Origin of the sequence: Endozoicomonas arenosclerae, assembly GCF_001562015.1 — a bacterium.
Classification (GTDB): domain Bacteria; phylum Pseudomonadota; class Gammaproteobacteria; order Pseudomonadales; family Endozoicomonadaceae; genus Endozoicomonas_A; species Endozoicomonas_A arenosclerae.
Genome location: NZ_LASA01000090.1, coordinates 33805 through 52060, shown reverse-complemented (window position 1 = coordinate 52060; position 18256 = coordinate 33805). Strand labels below are relative to the sequence as shown.

Genomic DNA, 18256 nt, shown 5'->3' with positions numbered 1-18256 from the left:
TTCAGACGCAATGAATAGTACTAATGTCTATTTCGTTGGCAGTTATCTGCCCACCGATGTGAGGAGATAACTGCCAGCAGTCAAAGTTAGACATCAAGATAATCAAGAATACCTTCAGCGGCCTGGCGACCTTCCCAGATAGCGGTAACCACCAGGTCAGAACCCCGAACCATATCACCACCGGCAAACACCTTGGGATTAGAGGTCTGGAACTTGTACTGGGCCTGTTCAGGCGCGATCACACCACCCCACTCATTCAGCTGAATATCCTGGGACTCAAACCAGTCAGCGGGACTTGGACGGAAACCGAAAGCAATCAATACCGCATCGGCTTCCAGAATCTCTTCACTGCCAGGAACGGGCTCTGGACGACGACGCCCCTGCTCGTCTGGCTCACCCAGCTTGGTTGTGATCACTTTTACGCCTTCTACCTTGCCATCACCGACAATTTCTACGGGTTGACGATTAAACAGGAATTTAATCCCTTCCTGCTTGGCATTGGCCACCTCACGACGAGAACCTGGCATATTCTCTTCATCACGACGATAAGCACAGGCGACCGACTTAGCACCTTGGCGAATAGAGGTTCTGTTGCAGTCCATAGCGGTGTCACCACCACCCAGAACAACCACCTTCTTGCCCTTCATGCCAATGAAGTCAGACTCGTCTTTCTCAAAGCCCAGATTGCGGTTAACACTGGAGATCAGGAAAGGCAGGGCATCGTGAACACCCGGAAGCTCTTCACCCGGGAAGCCACCTTTCATATAGGTATAGGTGCCCATACCCATGAAAACAGCATCGTAATCTTCCATCAGATCTTCGATCAGAACATCTTTGCCAATCTCGGTATTCAGACGGAACTCAATCCCCATCTCGGTGAATACTTCACGACGACGGGCCATGACGGACTTTTCAAGCTTGAACTCTGGGATACCAAACGTCAGCAGGCCACCAATTTCCGGATTTTTATCGAATACGACCGGTTTGACCCCATTTCTAACCAGTACGTCAGCACAACCCAGCCCGGCAGGACCGGCACCGATGACCGCAACTTTTTTATCTGTCCAGACAACTTTTGACATATCCGGACGCCAACCCAGAGCCAGAGCCGTATCCGTGATGTATTTTTCGGTTGCACCAATGGTTACTGCACCAAAGCCATCATTCAGGGTACAGGCGCCTTCGCAGAGACGATCCTGAGGACATACACGCCCACAGACTTCTGGCAAGGTGTTGGTTTGGTGAGATAACTCAGCCGCTTCAAACAAATTTCCTTCAGAAACCAGCTTCAGCCAGTCAGGAATATAGTTGTGAACAGGACACTTCCACTCACAATATGGGTTTCCGCAGGACAGGCAGCGGTGCGCCTGTTGCTTCACCTGGCCTTCATTAAAAGGCTCATAAATCTCTACGAAATCATTTTTACGAACCCGAAGTGCTTTTTTATCCGGGTCCTTTCTGCCCACTTCGACGAACTGGAAGTGGTTGTTAAGTCGGCTATTAAACTGTGACATGGATTTGACCTCATTCGCTGATTGTTTTTATAACGCTCATGGCGCTGCGTTTATGCTCAAGGCTTTTCATTAGCTCAAGGCTGCAGCGCACATGGCTGTTCTAAAGACCTTCCTTGCAAGCGGGCAGGCGTCCTATTCAGGACGCCCACGAGTACTCGCGAGCAATGAGTCCAAACTCGCCGCTTTTGGCTTCACCAGCCAGAAACGACCTCTGTAGTCGTAGAACTCTTCCTGGAGTTCACGACCCCATTCACTGTCTGTTTCCTTGACGTATTCATCCAACAGGCCCATCAGGTGAGACTGATAATCCTCCATGGATTCAGTATCAATTCGATGAATATCCACCAGTTCATGATTGTAACGGTCTACAAAGTTCCGTTTCAGGTCCAGCACATAAGCAAAGCCACCGGTCATACCAGCGCCAAAGTTATGCCCTGTTTCGCCCAGTACCACGACCAGACCACCGGTCATATACTCACAACAGTGATCCCCTGCTCCTTCGACCATTGCAGTGGCACCTGAGTTCCTGACACCCAGACGCTCACCGGCACGACCAGCTGCCAGCAGACGACCACCGGTAGCACCATACAGACAGGTATTACCGATAATGGCAGTTTCATTAGAGTTGAATACACTGCCCTGAGGTGGACGAATCACCAGATTACCGCCGGTCATACCTTTGCCGACGTAATCGTTGGCATCCCCTTCCAGATGCATATCCAGGCCACCGGCATTCCAGACACCAAAGCTCTGGCCCGCCGTACCTTTCAGATTGAGTTTCAGAGGACTTTCAGACATTCCCTGATTGCCATGACGCTTGGCAATTTCACCGGAGAGCCTTGCACCAATAGAGCGGTCGCAGTTACCTACTGTGAACTCAAATTCCCCACCCTGACCACTTTCAATTGCAGGCAGGCAGGCTTCAACCATGACCTCTGCCAGCTCACCCTTGTCGTAAGATGGGTTACGATCTACCTGACAGGTATGAGGCTTATCTTCAGGAATCAGATCATTTCGTACAATCGGCGTCAGATCGAGCCCTTTCTGCTTGTCAGTATCACCAGGCAGGAGGTCCAACAACTCTGTACGACCAATAACATCTTCAAGACCTTTGGCACCCAGAACAGAAAGCCACTCACGAACTTCTTCCGCAACAAAGGTGAAGAAGTTCATAATCATCTCAACGGTACCGAGGAAGTGATTATCCCTCAGATGCTGATCTTGAGTAGCAACACCTGTCGCACAGTTGTTGAGGTGACAGATTCTGAGATACTTACAACCCATGGCTACCATCGGGGTTGTACCAAAGCCGTAGCTTTCCGCCCCCAGAATGGCTGCTTTCACTACATCCAGACCGGTCTTAATACCACCATCTGTCTGCAATCGAACCTTACCACGCAAATCATTGGCTCTCAGTGCCTGATGCGCTTCTGTCAGGCCCAACTCCCAGGGAGAACCCGCATAGCGAATAGACGTCAGAGGGCTAGCCGCTGTGCCGCCGTCATAGCCGGAAATGGTAATCAAATCAGCGTATGCCTTGGCTACACCTGCAGCGATGGTGCCAACACCCGGCTCAGATACCAGCTTCACAGAAACCAGTGCATCCGGATTCACCTGCTTGAGATCGAAAATCAGCTGAGCCAGATCCTCGATGGAATAAATATCATGGTGTGGTGGAGGCGAAATAAGTGTTACACCCGGTACAGAGTAACGCAGCCTGGCAATCAGTTTATTAACCTTACCGCCTGGCAGCTGACCACCCTCACCCGGCTTGGCACCCTGAGCCACTTTAATCTGTAGCACTTCTGCATTGACCAGATAGTGCGGAGTCACACCAAAACGACCCGAAGCTATCTGTTTGATTTTGGAAACTCGGTTCGTGCCGAAACGAGCTTCATCTTCACCGCCTTCACCGGAGTTTGAGCGCCCTCCTAGACGATTCATTGCTTCAGCCAGAGCCTCATGTGCTTCAGGAGACAAAGCACCGAGACTCATTGCAGCAGAGTCAAAGCGTTTAAGGATGTCGGAAACCGGTTCTACATCATCCAGAGCTAAAGGCTTATCAGCAGACTTAAGCCCCATCAGATCACGCAGAGTCGCTACAGGCCTTTCATTGACCAACTTGGAGTAGCGACGAAATTCTTCGTAATCACCTGTGGAAACCGCTTTTTGCAGCTGCTGCACAACATCTGGATTGAACGCATGGTATTCACTGTCGTGAACATACTTAAGCAGTCCGCCCTGCTGGATAGGCTTACGCTTTTTCCAGGCAGTTTCCGAAAGTAACTTCTGATCCTGCTGAATCGCTTCAAAACTCGCCCCTTCAATACGACTCTGGACACCTTTAAAGCAGAGATCAACGACTTCAGAAGAGAGACCTATAGCTTCAAACAGCTGTGCAGCACGATAAGAAGCAATGGTCGAGATTCCCATTTTGGAGAGAATCTTGAACAGACCTTTATCAATACCTTTGCGGTAAGCTTTATAGGCATCCAGCGGATCCGCCAGAATTTCACCGGAGCGAATCTGGTCATGGATGATTTCATACGACAGATAAGGGTAAATGGCTGTGGCGCCAAAGCCCAACAGTACTGCAAACTGATGAGAATCCCTTGCGGTAGCTGTCTCTACCAGAATATTGGCGTCTGAACGCAACCCGGTATCAATCAGTCGGTGATGAACAGCACCGGTTGCCATGGCTGCATGCACAGGCAGTTTGTCATCATTGATATCACGGTCACTCAGATGGATCAGTGCTTTACCATCACGCACCGATTTTTCTGCTTCATCACAGATGCGCTCAATAGCCGCTTTCAAACCTTCTTCTGACTTGTAGTTGATATCGATGTAGACCACATCCAGATCATCATGCTGGTGATGGGCATTAATCAGATTCAGGAACTTGGTGGTAGACAGTACAGGCGACTTCAGAACGACACGACCCGCATGCTCAGGCGTCTCTTCAAAAACATTTTTCTCACGTCCCAGACAGGTTTCCAGGGACATAACGATCGCTTCACGCAGAGGATCAATGGGAGGATTGGTGACCTGGGCAAATTGCTGTCTGAAGTAGTCGTATACAGAGCGCACGCGACCTGACAATACAGCCATAGGTGTATCATCACCCATGGAACCCACGGCTTCCTGACCACTTTCTGCCAGAGGGCGAATAACCTGGTCACGCTCCTCAAAAGTCACAGAAAACATCTTCTGGTGAACATTCAGCAGATCAGCATCCAGATGTTCAATCTTGTGGTCTTCGTCCCTGAACTGGGAACGAATTCGATAGGAATTCTTTTTCAGCCATTGCTTGTAAGGCTGTCGAGTCTTCAGCTGCTCATCAATATCGTGAGCCTGCAACAACTCACCCGACTCAACATCAATAGCCAGCACTTCACCAGGCCCTACACGCCCCTTGGCGACGACATCTTCTGGCTGGTAATCATAAACACCCACTTCAGAAGCAACGGTCAGATAGCCATTTTTGGTAATTACCCAACGTGATGGACGCAGACCATTGCGGTCAAGCGCACACACTGCACGACGACCGTCGGTAATAACCAGACCTGCTGGACCATCCCAAGGCTCCATATGCATAGAGTTGTATTCGTAGAAAGCTCTGAGACCCGGGTCCATAGTGTCCACGTTCTGCCAGGCAGGCGGCACCAGCATTCGAATAGCACGATATAGATCTACACCACCGGTCACCAGAACCTCAAGCATATTGTCCAAACTCGAGGAGTCTGAACCCGTACGGTTCACCAGAGGAGAGATCTGACCCAGATCAGGCAGCAGCTCTGACTTGAATTTATTTCGACGAGCCTGTGACCAGTTTCTGTTACCGGTGATGGTGTTGATTTCACCGTTATGAGCCAACAGTCGGAAAGGCTGAGCCAGTTTCCAGCGGGGCATGGTATTGGTGGAGAAGCGCTGATGGAATACACAAATCGCGGTTTCAAAGCGAGGGTCGCCCAGATCCTGATAGAAATTAGCCAGATCCACCGGCATCATCAGGCCCTTATAGGTCACCACTTGAGTGGACAGGGAGCAGATATAGAAATCCTGGTCCTGCTCCAGCGCCATATTAGTGAATCGGCGAGCCATATACAGACGGGCTGAAAACTCTGCTTCGTCCAATTCACCCTGATGACCAACAAACACTTGCTCAATAACAGGAAGCTGATCCAGAGCAATAGGTCCAAGACACTCACTGTTAACTGGCACTTTACGCCAGCCAATCACTACCAGATTTTTCTTTTCCAACTCGGCTTCGAGCTTTTTTCTGGCATGATCAGCAACGGTTTCGTCCTGACTGAGAAACAGCATGCCTACAGCATATTGCGCAGGAAGCTCTTTACCCAGCTGCTCTTTTACGACAGTACGGAAAAATGTATCAGGGGTTTGAATCAACAAGCCACATCCGTCGCCTGTTTTTCCGTCTGCGGCGATACCACCACGGTGCGTCATGCAGGTAAGTGCTTCAATAGCGGTTTTCAGGAGGTCATGACTTCTCTCTCCTTCCATATGGGCTATCAGCCCGAAACCACAGTTATCCCTAAACTCCCCAGGATTATACAGACCTGCTTTCATAGGCACTCTCTCATCGCCAGTTATTATAAACCTTGAAACGTAGTCACTCTGGAAGACTGCTCAGATCCTCTACTCTGAATCAGACTCCCTTGACGATCGTTATTCTCTTTCTGCCCAAGGCTGTTTTTTCTTCAAATTTTGCTGCTCGCCGCTTTCATGCTGAGTTTTTTTATCTGGCATTCCATAGCTTTTGCGCTGCTCTACTGGATTATTTTTCTGAACGGTCAGGCGACGTCTCTGACTTTTCTCAGCCTACTCAGGTCACAACATGAGCCCGGCTCATACTCCAATAGGTTTCGAACCTTCCCTGTCGGGCACTCGCCCGAGAATATAAATTCATTTTTTTAGGATTTTAATTCAAAAACAGACACAAGAAAAGGCTGTACCTGTTACTGCTACTTCACTGAAAATAGACTGAGGTTGCAGATATTTAGCCCTGCCTTATAAGACAAGGGGCTGACCATTTTACACGGCCAGCCCCTCAATCACAAATGCATAAAAAGAACAATAGGTAATAGACTCTAAACCTTACACACATCCTTCAGCATTTCATCCAGCACACCGCGGTCAAACTGATCGGTTACGATAGCCTTACCCACCTTCTCCATAAGAACCAGTCTCAATTGACCATCAAGTACTTTCTTATCTACAGACATCAGCTCAATAAATCGCTCAGGAGACATCCCTACAGGAGGCTCAACAGGCAAACGTGATACCTTGAGCAGATCCGTTATCTCCTGAACCTCATCTCGAGACAGGTATCCCAACCTACAGGAAAGCTCTGCCGCCATAACCATACCAGTAGCGACTGCTTCACCATGCAGCCACTCACCATAACCAGTGTGGGTTTCAATTGCATGACCAAAAGTATGCCCAAGATTAAGAATGGCTCTGAGACCCGACTCTTTCTCATCCTCAGCCACAACCCACGCTTTATCGGTGCAGGAACGGTGAATAGCGTAAGTCAGAGCTTCCTGATCTCTGGCCATGATTCGATCCATATTTACCAGAAGCCACTGGTAAAATGGCTGATCACAAATAAGCCCGTACTTGATAACTTCTGCCACACCAGCAGAAAACTCCCGGTCAGGAAGAGTACCCAGTGAGTCTGTATCAATCAGGACAACATTAGGCTGGTGAAACGCGCCAATCATATTCTTGCCTAGTGGATGATTGACACCTGTCTTCCCACCTACAGAGGAGTCTACCTGGGACAAAAGCGTGGTAGGAATCTGGACAAAATCCACTCCACGCTGATAAGCCGCAGCAGCAAAACCAGTCATATCTCCGACAACACCACCTCCCAGAGCAACCAGAGTGGTTTTACGGGTATGACGAGCCTTCAGCAGTTCATCAAACACCTGCTCAAGCGTCGAAAGATTTTTGTGCTCTTCACCATCAGGCAGAATCACCTCAATCAAGTTCACTCCATCGAGCAAGCCTCGAACCTGCTCGAGATAAAGCGGCGCAATGGTCTCGTTAGTTACAATGGCTACTTGCTGCCCTTTGATATAAGGCTTCAGCAAATCTGGCCTGGCAGCTCTAGCATAAAGCCCCGAGCCAATAAAAATCGGGTAGCTGCGCTCCCCCAGATCCACATTAAGCTCAAGCATCCCGGGTTCCTGCATCAAACACCTCTGTTCTTCTCCACTGCACGGATGATTTCATTGATCAACGCCTTAGGGGAAAGCAGCTCGGTATCCAGCTCTATATCAGCAATACTGGTATAAAGAGGCGCCCTGTCACTCAATAACTGAGTCAAAACATCCTCTCTATCAGGCCGCTGCAACAAGGGTCTCTTCTTATCTTTCTCTGTTCTGGCCAACTGAGCTGGCACAGATGCCTTGAGAAAAACGACGAAACCATTGGTTCCTAACTGCTGACGATTCTCCAGTCGTGTCACGGCCCCTCCACCGGTAGCAAGAATAATGCCCCGCTTGGTGCAGAGATCCTGAATAACCTGAATTTCACGCTGTCGAAAACCTTCTTCCCCTTCAACATCAAAAATCCAGGGAATATCAGCACCACTTCGCGCTTCTACTTCATGATCGGAATCATAAAAAGGCAGCCCCAGCTCTTTGGCCAACATCCGCCCTATTGTACTTTTACCAGCCCCCATGGGGCCTACCAGAAATATATTTGTTAATGGCATTGTCTTTGTTAGCCCGACTTCCTGCCTGCGTGTGGCCGAGCGTAGCGCATCCTAAGTCGTGCTGACAACAAGATAAGGCATAAAAAAACGGGAGTTTAAGCTCCCGTTCTTAGATAGTTTCCGGATTTCGCCTTCTCAGGCGGGCTTTAGCGGAGGGTGATGTTATCGTTTACCACGCGAGGTGTAATGAAAATCATCAGCTCTGTTTTAGTGTCTGAGTTGGTATCTTTACGGAACAAACGCCCTACATAAGGAATGTCACCCAGCACTGGTACCTTCACTGTTCCCTTCTTCTTCTCCTGAGTAAAGACACCACCCAGCACAACGGTTTCACCATCTCTTACAAGAACCTGAGTATTCACTTCATTCTTGTTAATCGTCGGTACGCCGTTAGGTGCATCGGTTCCCTGCGAGTCATTGGTCACGGTAACTTCCATGATGATACTGCCCTCAGGAGTAATCTGTGGAGTCACCTCAAGTGACAACACGGCATCCTTAAATGCAACAGAAGTGGCACCACTGGATGTTTTCTCTTCGTAAGGAATCTCCTTACCAGACTTGATCACAGCCTTGGTTTTGTCAGCAGTAATAACCTTGGGCTGAGAAACCGTCTCACCACCACCGTCAGATAAAATGGCGGACAATTCAAGATTCAAGATTGTACTGTTGGTAGCAAAACCAATGGCTAGAGTAGCGGCATTAGCTCCGCTTGCACCAAAGTCGATAAATGGATTGTTGCCCACACCAGCTGAAGGAGTACCACCAGCATTGCCAGCGGTAGTACCACCACCACCGATACCAATAGCCCGACCAGACTCATTAGATGTCAGATCTGTTGCTCCACTCCACTTCACACCCAGATCCCGGGTAAAGTCGGAGTTCATATTTACAATGCGAGCCTCAATCATCACCTGTCTGACAGGGATATCCAGACGCTGAATCAGAGCACGCAACTCATCCAGCTTTTCCTGAGTATCTTTTACCAGAAGGCTGTTTGTACGAGCCACTACCTGCACTGACCCACGCTCAGTCAGCAAACTGGTTTCTTCACCTTCACCGGCCAGAACGGTTGCGATTTCTGCAGCGTCAGCGTAATTAATTTGAATCAAATCGGTATAAACCGGAGCCAGCTCACGAATCTGCTTGTCGTTCTCCAGTTGCTGACGCTCTCTAGCGGCGATCTCTTCAGCAGGAGCAACCGTCAGAACATTACCTTCGAGACGCTTATCAAGACCTTTGGACTTCAACACAATATCAAGCGCCTGATCCCAGGGTACATTCTGCAAGCGCAGAGTCACGTTTCCGCTAACAGTATCAGATGCCACAAGATTGAGGTCAGTGAAGTCAGCGATCAACTGGAGCACCGCACGAACTTCAATATCCTGGAAGTTGAGGGAGAGCTTGTCTCCTTTGTAGGTCAGGCCTTTACGATCACGACCATAGTCTTTATCAGTAACAGGCTTAACACTAACGGTCAGAGTGTTATCGGTTTGATACGCCAGGTAGTTGTACTCACCCTTTGGCTCAATAACGACAACAGCATTCCCATCTTCAACTTTGGCATCAATAAATTTCACAGGTGTTGCGAAATCAATGACATCCAAACGGTTGCGCAATCGACCTGGCAACACATTCCCCTGAAATTCCAAACGAATCCTGCCACCCAGCTCATTCATATCCATAGGAATATTTGGATCCGCCAGAGTAATAACAATATTACCCTCACCTTCCTCACCACGCTGGAAATCAATATGGGTAATACCAGTGCTGGCGGGATCGGCCAGTGGCGCACCAGAGTTCGCTACTGATGGCAGTGGTGAACGAGCAGTAGAACCTTCTGCACCCACATAAACATAAAGTACATTACCATCTGTTTTGGTGGTAAAACCGGATGCGTTTTTAAGATTAACTACCAGCCGTGTTCTGTCTCCGGCCTCAAGCACAGTGACGCTCTCAGTATTCTGAAAGCCCACTTCGTTGTACTTGGGCAGATCACTGCGAGTGTATGGCAAATCCAGAGAGATTCTTGGCGGTTGTTCTATGGTATAACCCTTGGCCTCAGGTGCAGGGCCATCGAACATCAGACGCAGCTCTACTATGTCACCCGGCAGGGTGCCAGCATCCATTTTCTTGAGCGTTACACCCCAGACAGAAAGCGGCAACCACGCCAACACCGTATACAGCAGCATTCGTACTGCGCTGGCTTTCAACACGGGCTTATTATTCATCTACTTAACCCACTTAGCATTTTAGAATTGTTGTTCTAATCGGCATGAAATCAGAAAAATCCAGTTTTCTGCAGAGGCCTACCTTGTCAAATAAACCATGTTCACTCTTGCTGATACAAGTAACGAAACAAGAGCCATGCCTTTATCACCCCCTTAATATCAAAAAGATATGTTATGTAAAGGCATGCATGGTTAAAGCGGGAAATCCATCTCGAAACTGATCGAGCTATCCTTGCAAGCAATGTTTGCTGTAAGAATCATTTTACAACCCCGGGCAATTAAAGATTCATTTTTTATTGCTCAGAGCTTTACAGCGATTGCTTTCCGATCAGGGTTGACCAAGATCCAGCCTCAGGCTTCTGGGTCTTTCAATCCAGACCTCGGAACCTGCTGGCACAATCTCGATAATTCTCAGCTCACTGTCATCAATGTAAGTGATTCGGCCATGGTTTTTCCCCATGTAGTCACCTACTCTGACCCGGTGAATGCCATCATCGCCACGAATTAAGCCCCATAGACCATCATCGTTGCTGATCGAGCCTACAAGAGCAAAAGTCTCAATATCAAACTGTTCCAGATACTGCTTTATCCTGCCGTTATCCGGTTTGACATTACTGTTGAACTCCCGGTCTGAGGCTTTTACTTTAACCGGCGGCTCAAAAGGACTCCTCAAACCTGAAGCCCTATAGGTAAACGCCTCGTAGGGTGTAAAGGTTGGCAGAGGCTCTATCCTTCCGGAAGGCTTTGCCCTCATTTCCGCCATATACTGGTCCAGGTCACTAAAACCACTGTTACCAGAGCAGCCTGCCAACGCAGCACTTGCGCATACAACCAGAAGTCTTGGTAAATACTTCATTACTGAGACTCCTTGTCGTTGTAGCGATAGGTTCTGGCCAGAATCTCCATCTTCAGAATCTGCCCATTCCTTTCCGGAGTAATGGAGAAATCATGAAGCGTTACAATTCGTGGCAAGCTGGCCACTCCACTGACAAAACTGCCAATATCGTGATAGTTACCGCTGACAGAGATGCTTATAGGCAGCTCAATATAAAACTCTGTAGCTTTTTCTGGCTGAAGTTTAATGGTCTCGAAAGTCAAACCCGCACCACGACCGGTAAAGGTAATATCCTCCAACAGACCAGGTACCTCAGTATCACTGGGCAGCTGCTTAACCAGCGCACCGAATGAAGCTTCCATTTCTTCCATCTGCACACGGTAAGCATCCAGATTGGCCGCCTGAAAAGCCTTAACACGGTACTGATCTTTTAATTGCTTCTCCTTGGCAATCACACTTTCATAAGATTTCTGGAGGTTACTCAAATGCAACTGATAACCCAGAAAAAGCACCAGACCAAGCGTCAGTACACAGGCAATGATTCTGACTGCCAGGGGCCAGGCCCCAACATTTTCCAGATCCAGATCGGCCAGATCCAGCTCATTCAGATTTTTCAGAGAATCGGCAATGCTCATGATTCGTCCTCCCCTTCTTTTTCAGGTGACGTACGAATCACGGTCAGATCAAATTCATTCATCCGTTCTCCACCCAGCGTCACTTTACGCACAGCGGTCAGATTGGGGTCAGCAAACCACTCAGAGGAGTCAAAATTACGCATCAGGCTGGAGATACGGTTATTGGATTCAGCCACACCGACCAGCTTCAGAGTATTTCCTTGAAACTGCAGGCTCTTGAAATGGACGCCATCAGGAATCAAACGTGCCAATTGGTCAAACACCCTGACAATAATCGGGCGGTTACCCTGCAGGTTCTGGATAACTTCCATACGCTCCAGCAGCTGGGTACGCTTGTCTCTGAGGTCCTTGATTTCAGCAATACTCTTGTCGAGCTCAGTAATTTTATTTTGAAGATACTGATTTCTGCTCTGCTGCTGACTGATCACATTACCGGTGTAAAGGTCTGCCATGAAGATCATGGCACCGCCTGCCAGAATGGTCATCACCCAGGCAGCGACAAAACGTTTCTTACGTTCTTCACGCAGCTGTTCACGCCAGGGGAGAAGGTTAATTCTTGCCATCAGTCAAAACTCCTCATGGCCAATCCACAGGCGATCATCAGCGCCGGAGCGGTGCCGGTCAATTTACTCGCGTCCACTTTTCCGGATAGCGCCATTTTTGCAAATGGATTCGCCAGCAAAGCCTGGGTTCCCAGCTTGTCCTGAACCAGTGCAGCAAGCCCCGGAATGGAAGAGGTGCCCCCGGCCATCAGGACGGCATCGACATCGTTGTACTGACTGGAGGAATAGAAAAACTGCAAAGAGCGGGAAACCTGCTGAACCACCGCCTCCTTGAAAGGCTCCAGAACCTCAGGTTCGAAATCATCAGGCAAACCACCTTCTCGTTTGGACTTTTCAGCTTCTTCCGGGCTGAGACCATAACGACGCTGAATTTCATCCGTTAACTGTCTGCCACCAAACAATTGTTCACGGGTGTAAATGGTTTGACCATTACTGAGCACACTGATTGAAGTACTGCTGGCACCGATATCAACAATGGCCACCACAGGATCTTCTTCCGGCAACTCCAGCATGTCACTGACCAGTTCATAGACTCTTTCCATGGCAAAGGCTTCGACGTCCACCACTTTGGCTTTCAGTCCACCCAGCCCAAGGGCCTCTTCCCGCATTTCAACATTGTCACGACGGCAGGCTGCCAGAAGTACCTCAGCACGTTCAGGATTGTTTTCCTTCAGACCAAGCACTTCGAAATCGATAGCCACTTCATCAAGGGCATACGGAATATACTGATCGGCTTCGACGGCAATTTGTGTTTCCATCTCATCATCACTGAGTGAAGAATCCATCTCAATGGTCTTGGTGATGACAGCCGAACCGGAAACGGCCACTGCAGCATTTTTGACATTGCTGCGGCTGCGGGAAACAGCGCGCTTGATAGCCTCGCCAACGGCTTCAGGCTCCTGAATATTATTTTCTACCACAGCCCCAGGCGGCAAAGGTTCTTCGCCGTAGGCTTCGATTCGGTAGCCCCCACTGCCACGACCCAGTTCGAGAACCTTCACTGAGGTCGAACTGATGTCCACTCCAAGGACAGCGCTTGTTTTATTATTGAACAGCCCAAACACAGACGCGATTCCTGCTTTTTTCACCATGTAACACCTGGCCTGATCAAAATACTCAGCAAGGGTGTTTTTCGCTCATGGCGGCTTTGTTATAAAAATTCCCTATTTTTCATTTAATAACAGTCCGTTCAAATGCGCAACGAAAGGAAGCTTTCGGATTAACTTTATCTTGAACAGATCACGCTAAGCACCTTCCTGTGGCTACTTTTTATCCGATCCATCATCAAACAGATCATGTCAGCTTACCCACTTTGCTCACAACGATAATCTCTCGCAGAATGGATGCGACAAATATCCGTCATTAGAGACAGAAAATCATCGTCCATCCGGAATAACCCTGAGCTCTGGATCACGTTTTGAGCAATAAGTAACACTTTGAGCCAGAAAACAATTTTTCACCTCATAGGTATCAAACCATTTTCACGGCCTGGCAACGTAAAGCCGAACATTACATTAACTGACGACCCGGATTCTAGGGAAATTGAACATTTCCCTTTATAATGAGCCTCTTGTATCTGCAGAGAGCCAGAACTGGATATCACTCAAGCATGAATCGATCGGTAAAACTATTAAAATTTCTGCTCTGGAGCTGCCTGGCAGCCGTCAGTGGCATCACCCTGATAGCAGCCAGCGCCTACCTCTACCTGAGCCCTTCGCTGCCGTCGGTCGACACACTGCGTGACACTCATCTGCAGACGCCACTGCGTGTCTACTCAAAAGACGAAAAACTGATCGCAGAGTTTGGCGAAAAACGCCGAACACCCATTCACTTTGAGGATGCCCCTGAACCTTTGGTCAAAGCTTTCATGGCCGCCGAAGATGATCGTTTCTACCATCATCCCGGTGTCGACATTATGGGTTTGATGCGAGCTGCGGTGCAACTGGCTTCAACCGGTCGAATCCAGTCAGGCGGCAGCACCATCACCATGCAGGTGGCCAAAAACTTTTTCCTGAGTCACGAGCGGGTCTTCTCCAGAAAGTTCAACGAGATTCTACTGGCTTTACAGATTGAACAGGAACTGACCAAAGACGAAATTTTTGAACTCTATCTCAATAAAATTTATCTGGGTAACCGAGCTTATGGCGTAGAGGCTGCGGCCCAGGTTTATTACGGTAAATCCATCGACGAACTCGACCTGGCTCAATGGGCCATGATTGCCGGTCTACCCAAAGCCCCCTCTCGCTACAACCCAATTAATGGGCCTGAACGCGCCCTGGTGCGCCGTAACTGGATTCTCGGCAGAATGCTGGACCTTGGCTACGTCAACCAGAACGATTATGAAACTGCAGTTCAGGCTCCTATCACTGCCAGCTATCACGGCCCACGCATTGAAATGCAGGCGCCCTACATTGCTGAAATGGTTCGCCAGGAAATGGTGGAGAACTTTGGTCCGGAAACCTACACAGAAGGCTTCAAGGTCTACACCACGGTTGATAGTGTTCTACAAACTTCTGCCAATGAAGCCGTAGCGAATGGCCTGTTTGCTTACACAGAGAGACATGGCTACCGGGGCCCCATCACCAACCTGAATGAGGATGAAGAAGGCAATCCGGTTATCAGCCAGGATCAGGATCCTGCTGAGGTTTGGAAAAAGACTCTAAAAGAAACCCGTTCTGCCAGCGTCCTCAAACCTGCAGTCGTGACAGCTGTCGAAGAACAGTCCGTCATGATACTGATGAAAGGGGATAAGATTGATCGCATTGATTGGGATAACCTCAAGTGGGCTAAACCTTTTATCAACGTAAATGCCTTTGGTTACAACCCCAAGCAAGCTTCTGATGTCCTGAAACCAGGTGATTTGATCTGGGTTAGAGAGATGCCCGACGGCCGCTATCGCCTGGGCCAGGAACCAGAAGCCCAATCATCCCTGATTTCCATGAACCCGGAAAACGGCGCCATTCTCGCACTGGTAGGCGGATTCAACTTCTACGACAGTATGTACAACCGCTCTACCCAGGCTATTCGCCAGGCAGGATCTGCCTTCAAGCCTTTTGTGTATCTAGCCGCACTCAATGAAGGGTTGACCGCTTCCACCATCATCAACGATGCCCCGGTTGTTTTTGCAGATGAAGGGCTTGAAGGCACCTGGCGTCCGAACAACGACAACATGAAGTTCAATGGCCCCATGCGCCTCAGAGAAGGCCTCTACCGGTCAAGAAACCTGATCTCCATTCGGATTCTCAGAGAGGTAGGTGTCAATCGTACGGTAAATTTCCTCACCGGACTGGGACTGCCTGGAGACGCCCTGACACGGAACCTGTCATTGGCACTGGGGAACGTATCCATGACCCCTCTGGAGTTGACCACAGGCTATGCGACCATCGCCAACGGTGGCTACAAGGTCATGCCTTACCTGATCGAGAGAGTCGATGTTCTGGATGACACGGTTTTTGAAGCGAATCCAGCTACGGTTTGTCGCGACTGCGATAAAGAGCCAACTCCCACAGAGGAAGTTGTCTCAGAGGTTGCTGAAACCACGCCAGCCCCGATTGATGGGGAAGAGCCAACAGCTGTTACAGAGTCCATTAATGAAGCTGAATCGGTCATGGACAACCGTGTGAATTACATCATCAATGACATCATGAGAGATGTCATCTGGAAAGGCACCGGTAAAAGAGCAAGAGCCCTTGAAAGACACGACATCGGTGGTAAAACAGGCACCACCAATGACAGTAAGGATGCCTGGTTTGTAGGCTTCAACCCTGATGTCCTGACCAGCGTCTGGGTCGGCATGGATAACTATTCGACTTTGGGTCGCTGGGAGTATGGCGCGAACGCCGCCCTGCCCATCTGGATCAGTTATATGAAAACGGCTCTGGCTGACCAGCCTGAAAAACGCCTGCCTCAACCAGCTGGTATAGAAACAGTTCGAATCGATCCTAAAACGGGTCAGCTGGCCAAACAGGGTGATCCGGAAGCCATCTTTGAACTGTTCAGAAAGGAAAACACACCAAAAAGCGTCAGTGAAGGTAATCTACCCTCGCTGGAGGATAGCGGTTCATTTAAACCTGAAGACCTCTTCTAAACCACCTTGAATGAAAGTAATCATTTATCCCCTTTGAAGGGGGTAAATGATTTTCTCAGCCCCCGCGAAAACGCCAAAGAAAAGCCCGGACTGAAATCAGACCGGGCTTTTTTTAACCACGAAATCGAAGGATCAGATATCGTCCAGCGACTTCAACGGGTAATTTGCAGGATAAGGCTGACGAGCCACACCAGAATCTACAGCAGCTTTTGCAACTGCAGCGGAAACAGTGCCCAATAAACGGGGATCTGTTGGCTTGGGAATGATGTACTCAGGACCAAAGCTCAACTGAACACCTTCATAGGCATCCACTACTTCCTGCACCACATCTTCCTTGGCCAGCTCACGAATCGCATGAACAGCAGCCACTTTCATCTCTTCATTGATACGACTGGCTCGAACATCCAGCGCACCACGGAAGATGAATGGGAAACCAAGAACGTTGTTCACCTGATTGGGATAGTCAGAACGACCAGTTGCCATAATCACGTCAGAGCGAACCTCTTTGGCCAGCTCAGGACGGATTTCTGGATCCGGGTTAGCACAAGCGAAAACAATCGGGTTTTCTGCCATTCTTTCCAGCTGCTCCGGAGAGAGCAGATTCGGGCCTGAAAGCCCCAGGAAAGCATCAGCACCATTGATTGCGTCACCCAGAGTACGACAGTCCGTTTCAACGGCAAAAAGAGCTTTGTACTGATTCAGATCGTCGCGACCAGTATGAATAACACCCTTACTGTCCAGCATGAAGATATTCGCCGGATTCATACCACAACTGATCAGCAGCTTGACGCAGGAGATCGCTGCAGAACCTGCACCCAGACATACAAGACGAGCTTCTTCAATTTTCTTGCCTGCAATCTCAAGCGCATTCAACATACCTGCTGCGGTAACAATGGCAGTACCATGCTGATCATCATGGAATACAGGGATGTCACACTCTTCGATCAAACGACGTTCAATCTCAAAGCATTCTGGCGCCTTGATGTCTTCAAGGTTAATACCGCCGAAGCTGCAAGCTACACGCTTAACTGTATCGATAAAGTCCTGAGGGCTCTCGGTATCCACTTCAAGGTCAATGGAGTCAACACCAGCAAAACGTTTAAATAGCAGAGCTTTACCTTCCATGACCGGCTTACTGGCAAGCGCTCCAAGATTACCCAGACCAAGAATGGCACTGCCATTACTGATCACGGCGACCAGATTGCCCTTCATGGTGTATTTGTAGGCATTTTCTGGGTCAGCAGCGATTTCACGCACTGGCTCCGCTACACCCGGGCTATAAGCCAGAGACAGATCTTTCGCAGTCTCTGCCGGCTTGGTCAGTTCAATCGAAATCTTTCCGGGTTTAGGCTTGGCGTGGTAATCCAGAGCGGCTTGCTTCATATCCTTGTACTTTCACCCTAATGAAAATATGAGTGGGAATCGGGAGCCTGACGAGAATAGCGCTCGAGCATAAAGTTCAGTAGAACGAGGCAGATTTTTCTTTGGATTTGTGCGAATAGTCAACCTATTCAATCAAATGCAAAGGAAAATCTGACCGTTCTTTCTGGACTTTAGGCCGAGCTGTCTATTCTTGGTCAGGCTCCCCGTGAGAATATAGGATCACTGTTTATCGAACAAGGATTCAGCAGGCCAGAAAAGTATATCTACAG

At 49.0% G+C, this 18256-nt stretch carries 11 protein-coding genes; 1 reads left to right on the top strand and 10 read right to left on the bottom strand.

Annotated features, from left to right (window positions below; genetic code table 11):
- Nucleotides 1–86: 86 nt before the first annotated feature.
- From WG89_RS14250 to WG89_RS14210, 9 genes are all read right to left on the bottom strand, one after another.
- Complete coding sequence (locus WG89_RS14250; protein ID WP_062267228.1) at nucleotides 87–1514, bottom strand: FAD-dependent oxidoreductase; 1428 nt, start codon at nucleotides 1512–1514, stop codon at nucleotides 87–89.
- Nucleotides 1515–1646: 132 nt separating this feature from the next.
- Nucleotides 1647–6104, bottom strand: a complete 4458-nt coding sequence (gene gltB / locus WG89_RS14245) for a glutamate synthase large subunit (protein ID WP_062267225.1) — start codon at nucleotides 6102–6104, stop codon at nucleotides 1647–1649.
- A 521-nt stretch (nucleotides 6105–6625) separates the two neighbouring features.
- Nucleotides 6626–7717 carry a 3-dehydroquinate synthase gene (gene aroB, locus WG89_RS14240; RefSeq protein WP_062267370.1) on the bottom strand — a complete coding sequence of 364 codons (1092 nt, stop codon included), beginning with the start codon at nucleotides 7715–7717 and terminating at the stop codon, nucleotides 6626–6628.
- Between the two features lie 14 nt (nucleotides 7718–7731).
- The gene (gene aroK, locus WG89_RS14235; RefSeq protein ID WP_062267223.1) at nucleotides 7732–8256 is read right to left on the bottom strand and encodes a shikimate kinase AroK; all 525 of its coding nucleotides are present in this window, start codon (nucleotides 8254–8256) and stop codon (nucleotides 7732–7734) included.
- Nucleotides 8257–8402: 146 nt separating this feature from the next.
- The gene (locus WG89_RS14230) at nucleotides 8403–10484 is read right to left on the bottom strand and encodes a type IV pilus secretin PilQ (RefSeq protein WP_062267221.1); all 2082 of its coding nucleotides are present in this window, start codon (nucleotides 10482–10484) and stop codon (nucleotides 8403–8405) included.
- Nucleotides 10485–10812: 328 nt separating this feature from the next.
- The gene (locus WG89_RS14225) at nucleotides 10813–11340 is read right to left on the bottom strand and encodes a pilus assembly protein PilP (RefSeq protein WP_062267219.1); all 528 of its coding nucleotides are present in this window, start codon (nucleotides 11338–11340) and stop codon (nucleotides 10813–10815) included.
- Nucleotides 11340–11954 (bottom strand): type IV pilus inner membrane component PilO, encoded by a 615-nt coding sequence (locus WG89_RS14220; protein ID WP_062267217.1) that lies wholly within the window; start codon nucleotides 11952–11954, stop codon nucleotides 11340–11342. The genes WG89_RS14225 and WG89_RS14220 overlap by 1 nt, the downstream gene beginning before the upstream one ends.
- Nucleotides 11951–12517, bottom strand: coding sequence for a PilN domain-containing protein (locus WG89_RS14215; protein WP_062267216.1), 567 nt, complete (start codon nucleotides 12515–12517; stop codon nucleotides 11951–11953). Before WG89_RS14215 ends, WG89_RS14220 begins: the two co-directional genes overlap by 4 nt.
- Nucleotides 12517–13608 (bottom strand): pilus assembly protein PilM, encoded by a 1092-nt coding sequence (locus WG89_RS14210; protein ID WP_216638489.1) that lies wholly within the window; start codon nucleotides 13606–13608, stop codon nucleotides 12517–12519. Before WG89_RS14210 ends, WG89_RS14215 begins: the two co-directional genes overlap by 1 nt.
- Nucleotides 13609–14126: 518 nt before the next feature.
- Here WG89_RS14210 and WG89_RS14205 point away from each other — a divergent pair.
- Nucleotides 14127–16604, top strand: coding sequence for a penicillin-binding protein 1A (locus WG89_RS14205; RefSeq protein WP_062267214.1), 2478 nt, complete (start codon nucleotides 14127–14129; stop codon nucleotides 16602–16604).
- Nucleotides 16605–16736: 132 nt separating this feature from the next.
- Here WG89_RS14205 and WG89_RS14200 read toward each other — a convergent pair whose 3' ends face one another.
- On the bottom strand, nucleotides 16737–17987 hold the full coding sequence (locus WG89_RS14200; protein ID WP_062267212.1) for a malic enzyme-like NAD(P)-binding protein: 1251 nt from the start codon (nucleotides 17985–17987) through the stop codon (nucleotides 16737–16739).
- Nucleotides 17988–18256: the final 269 nt, after the last annotated feature.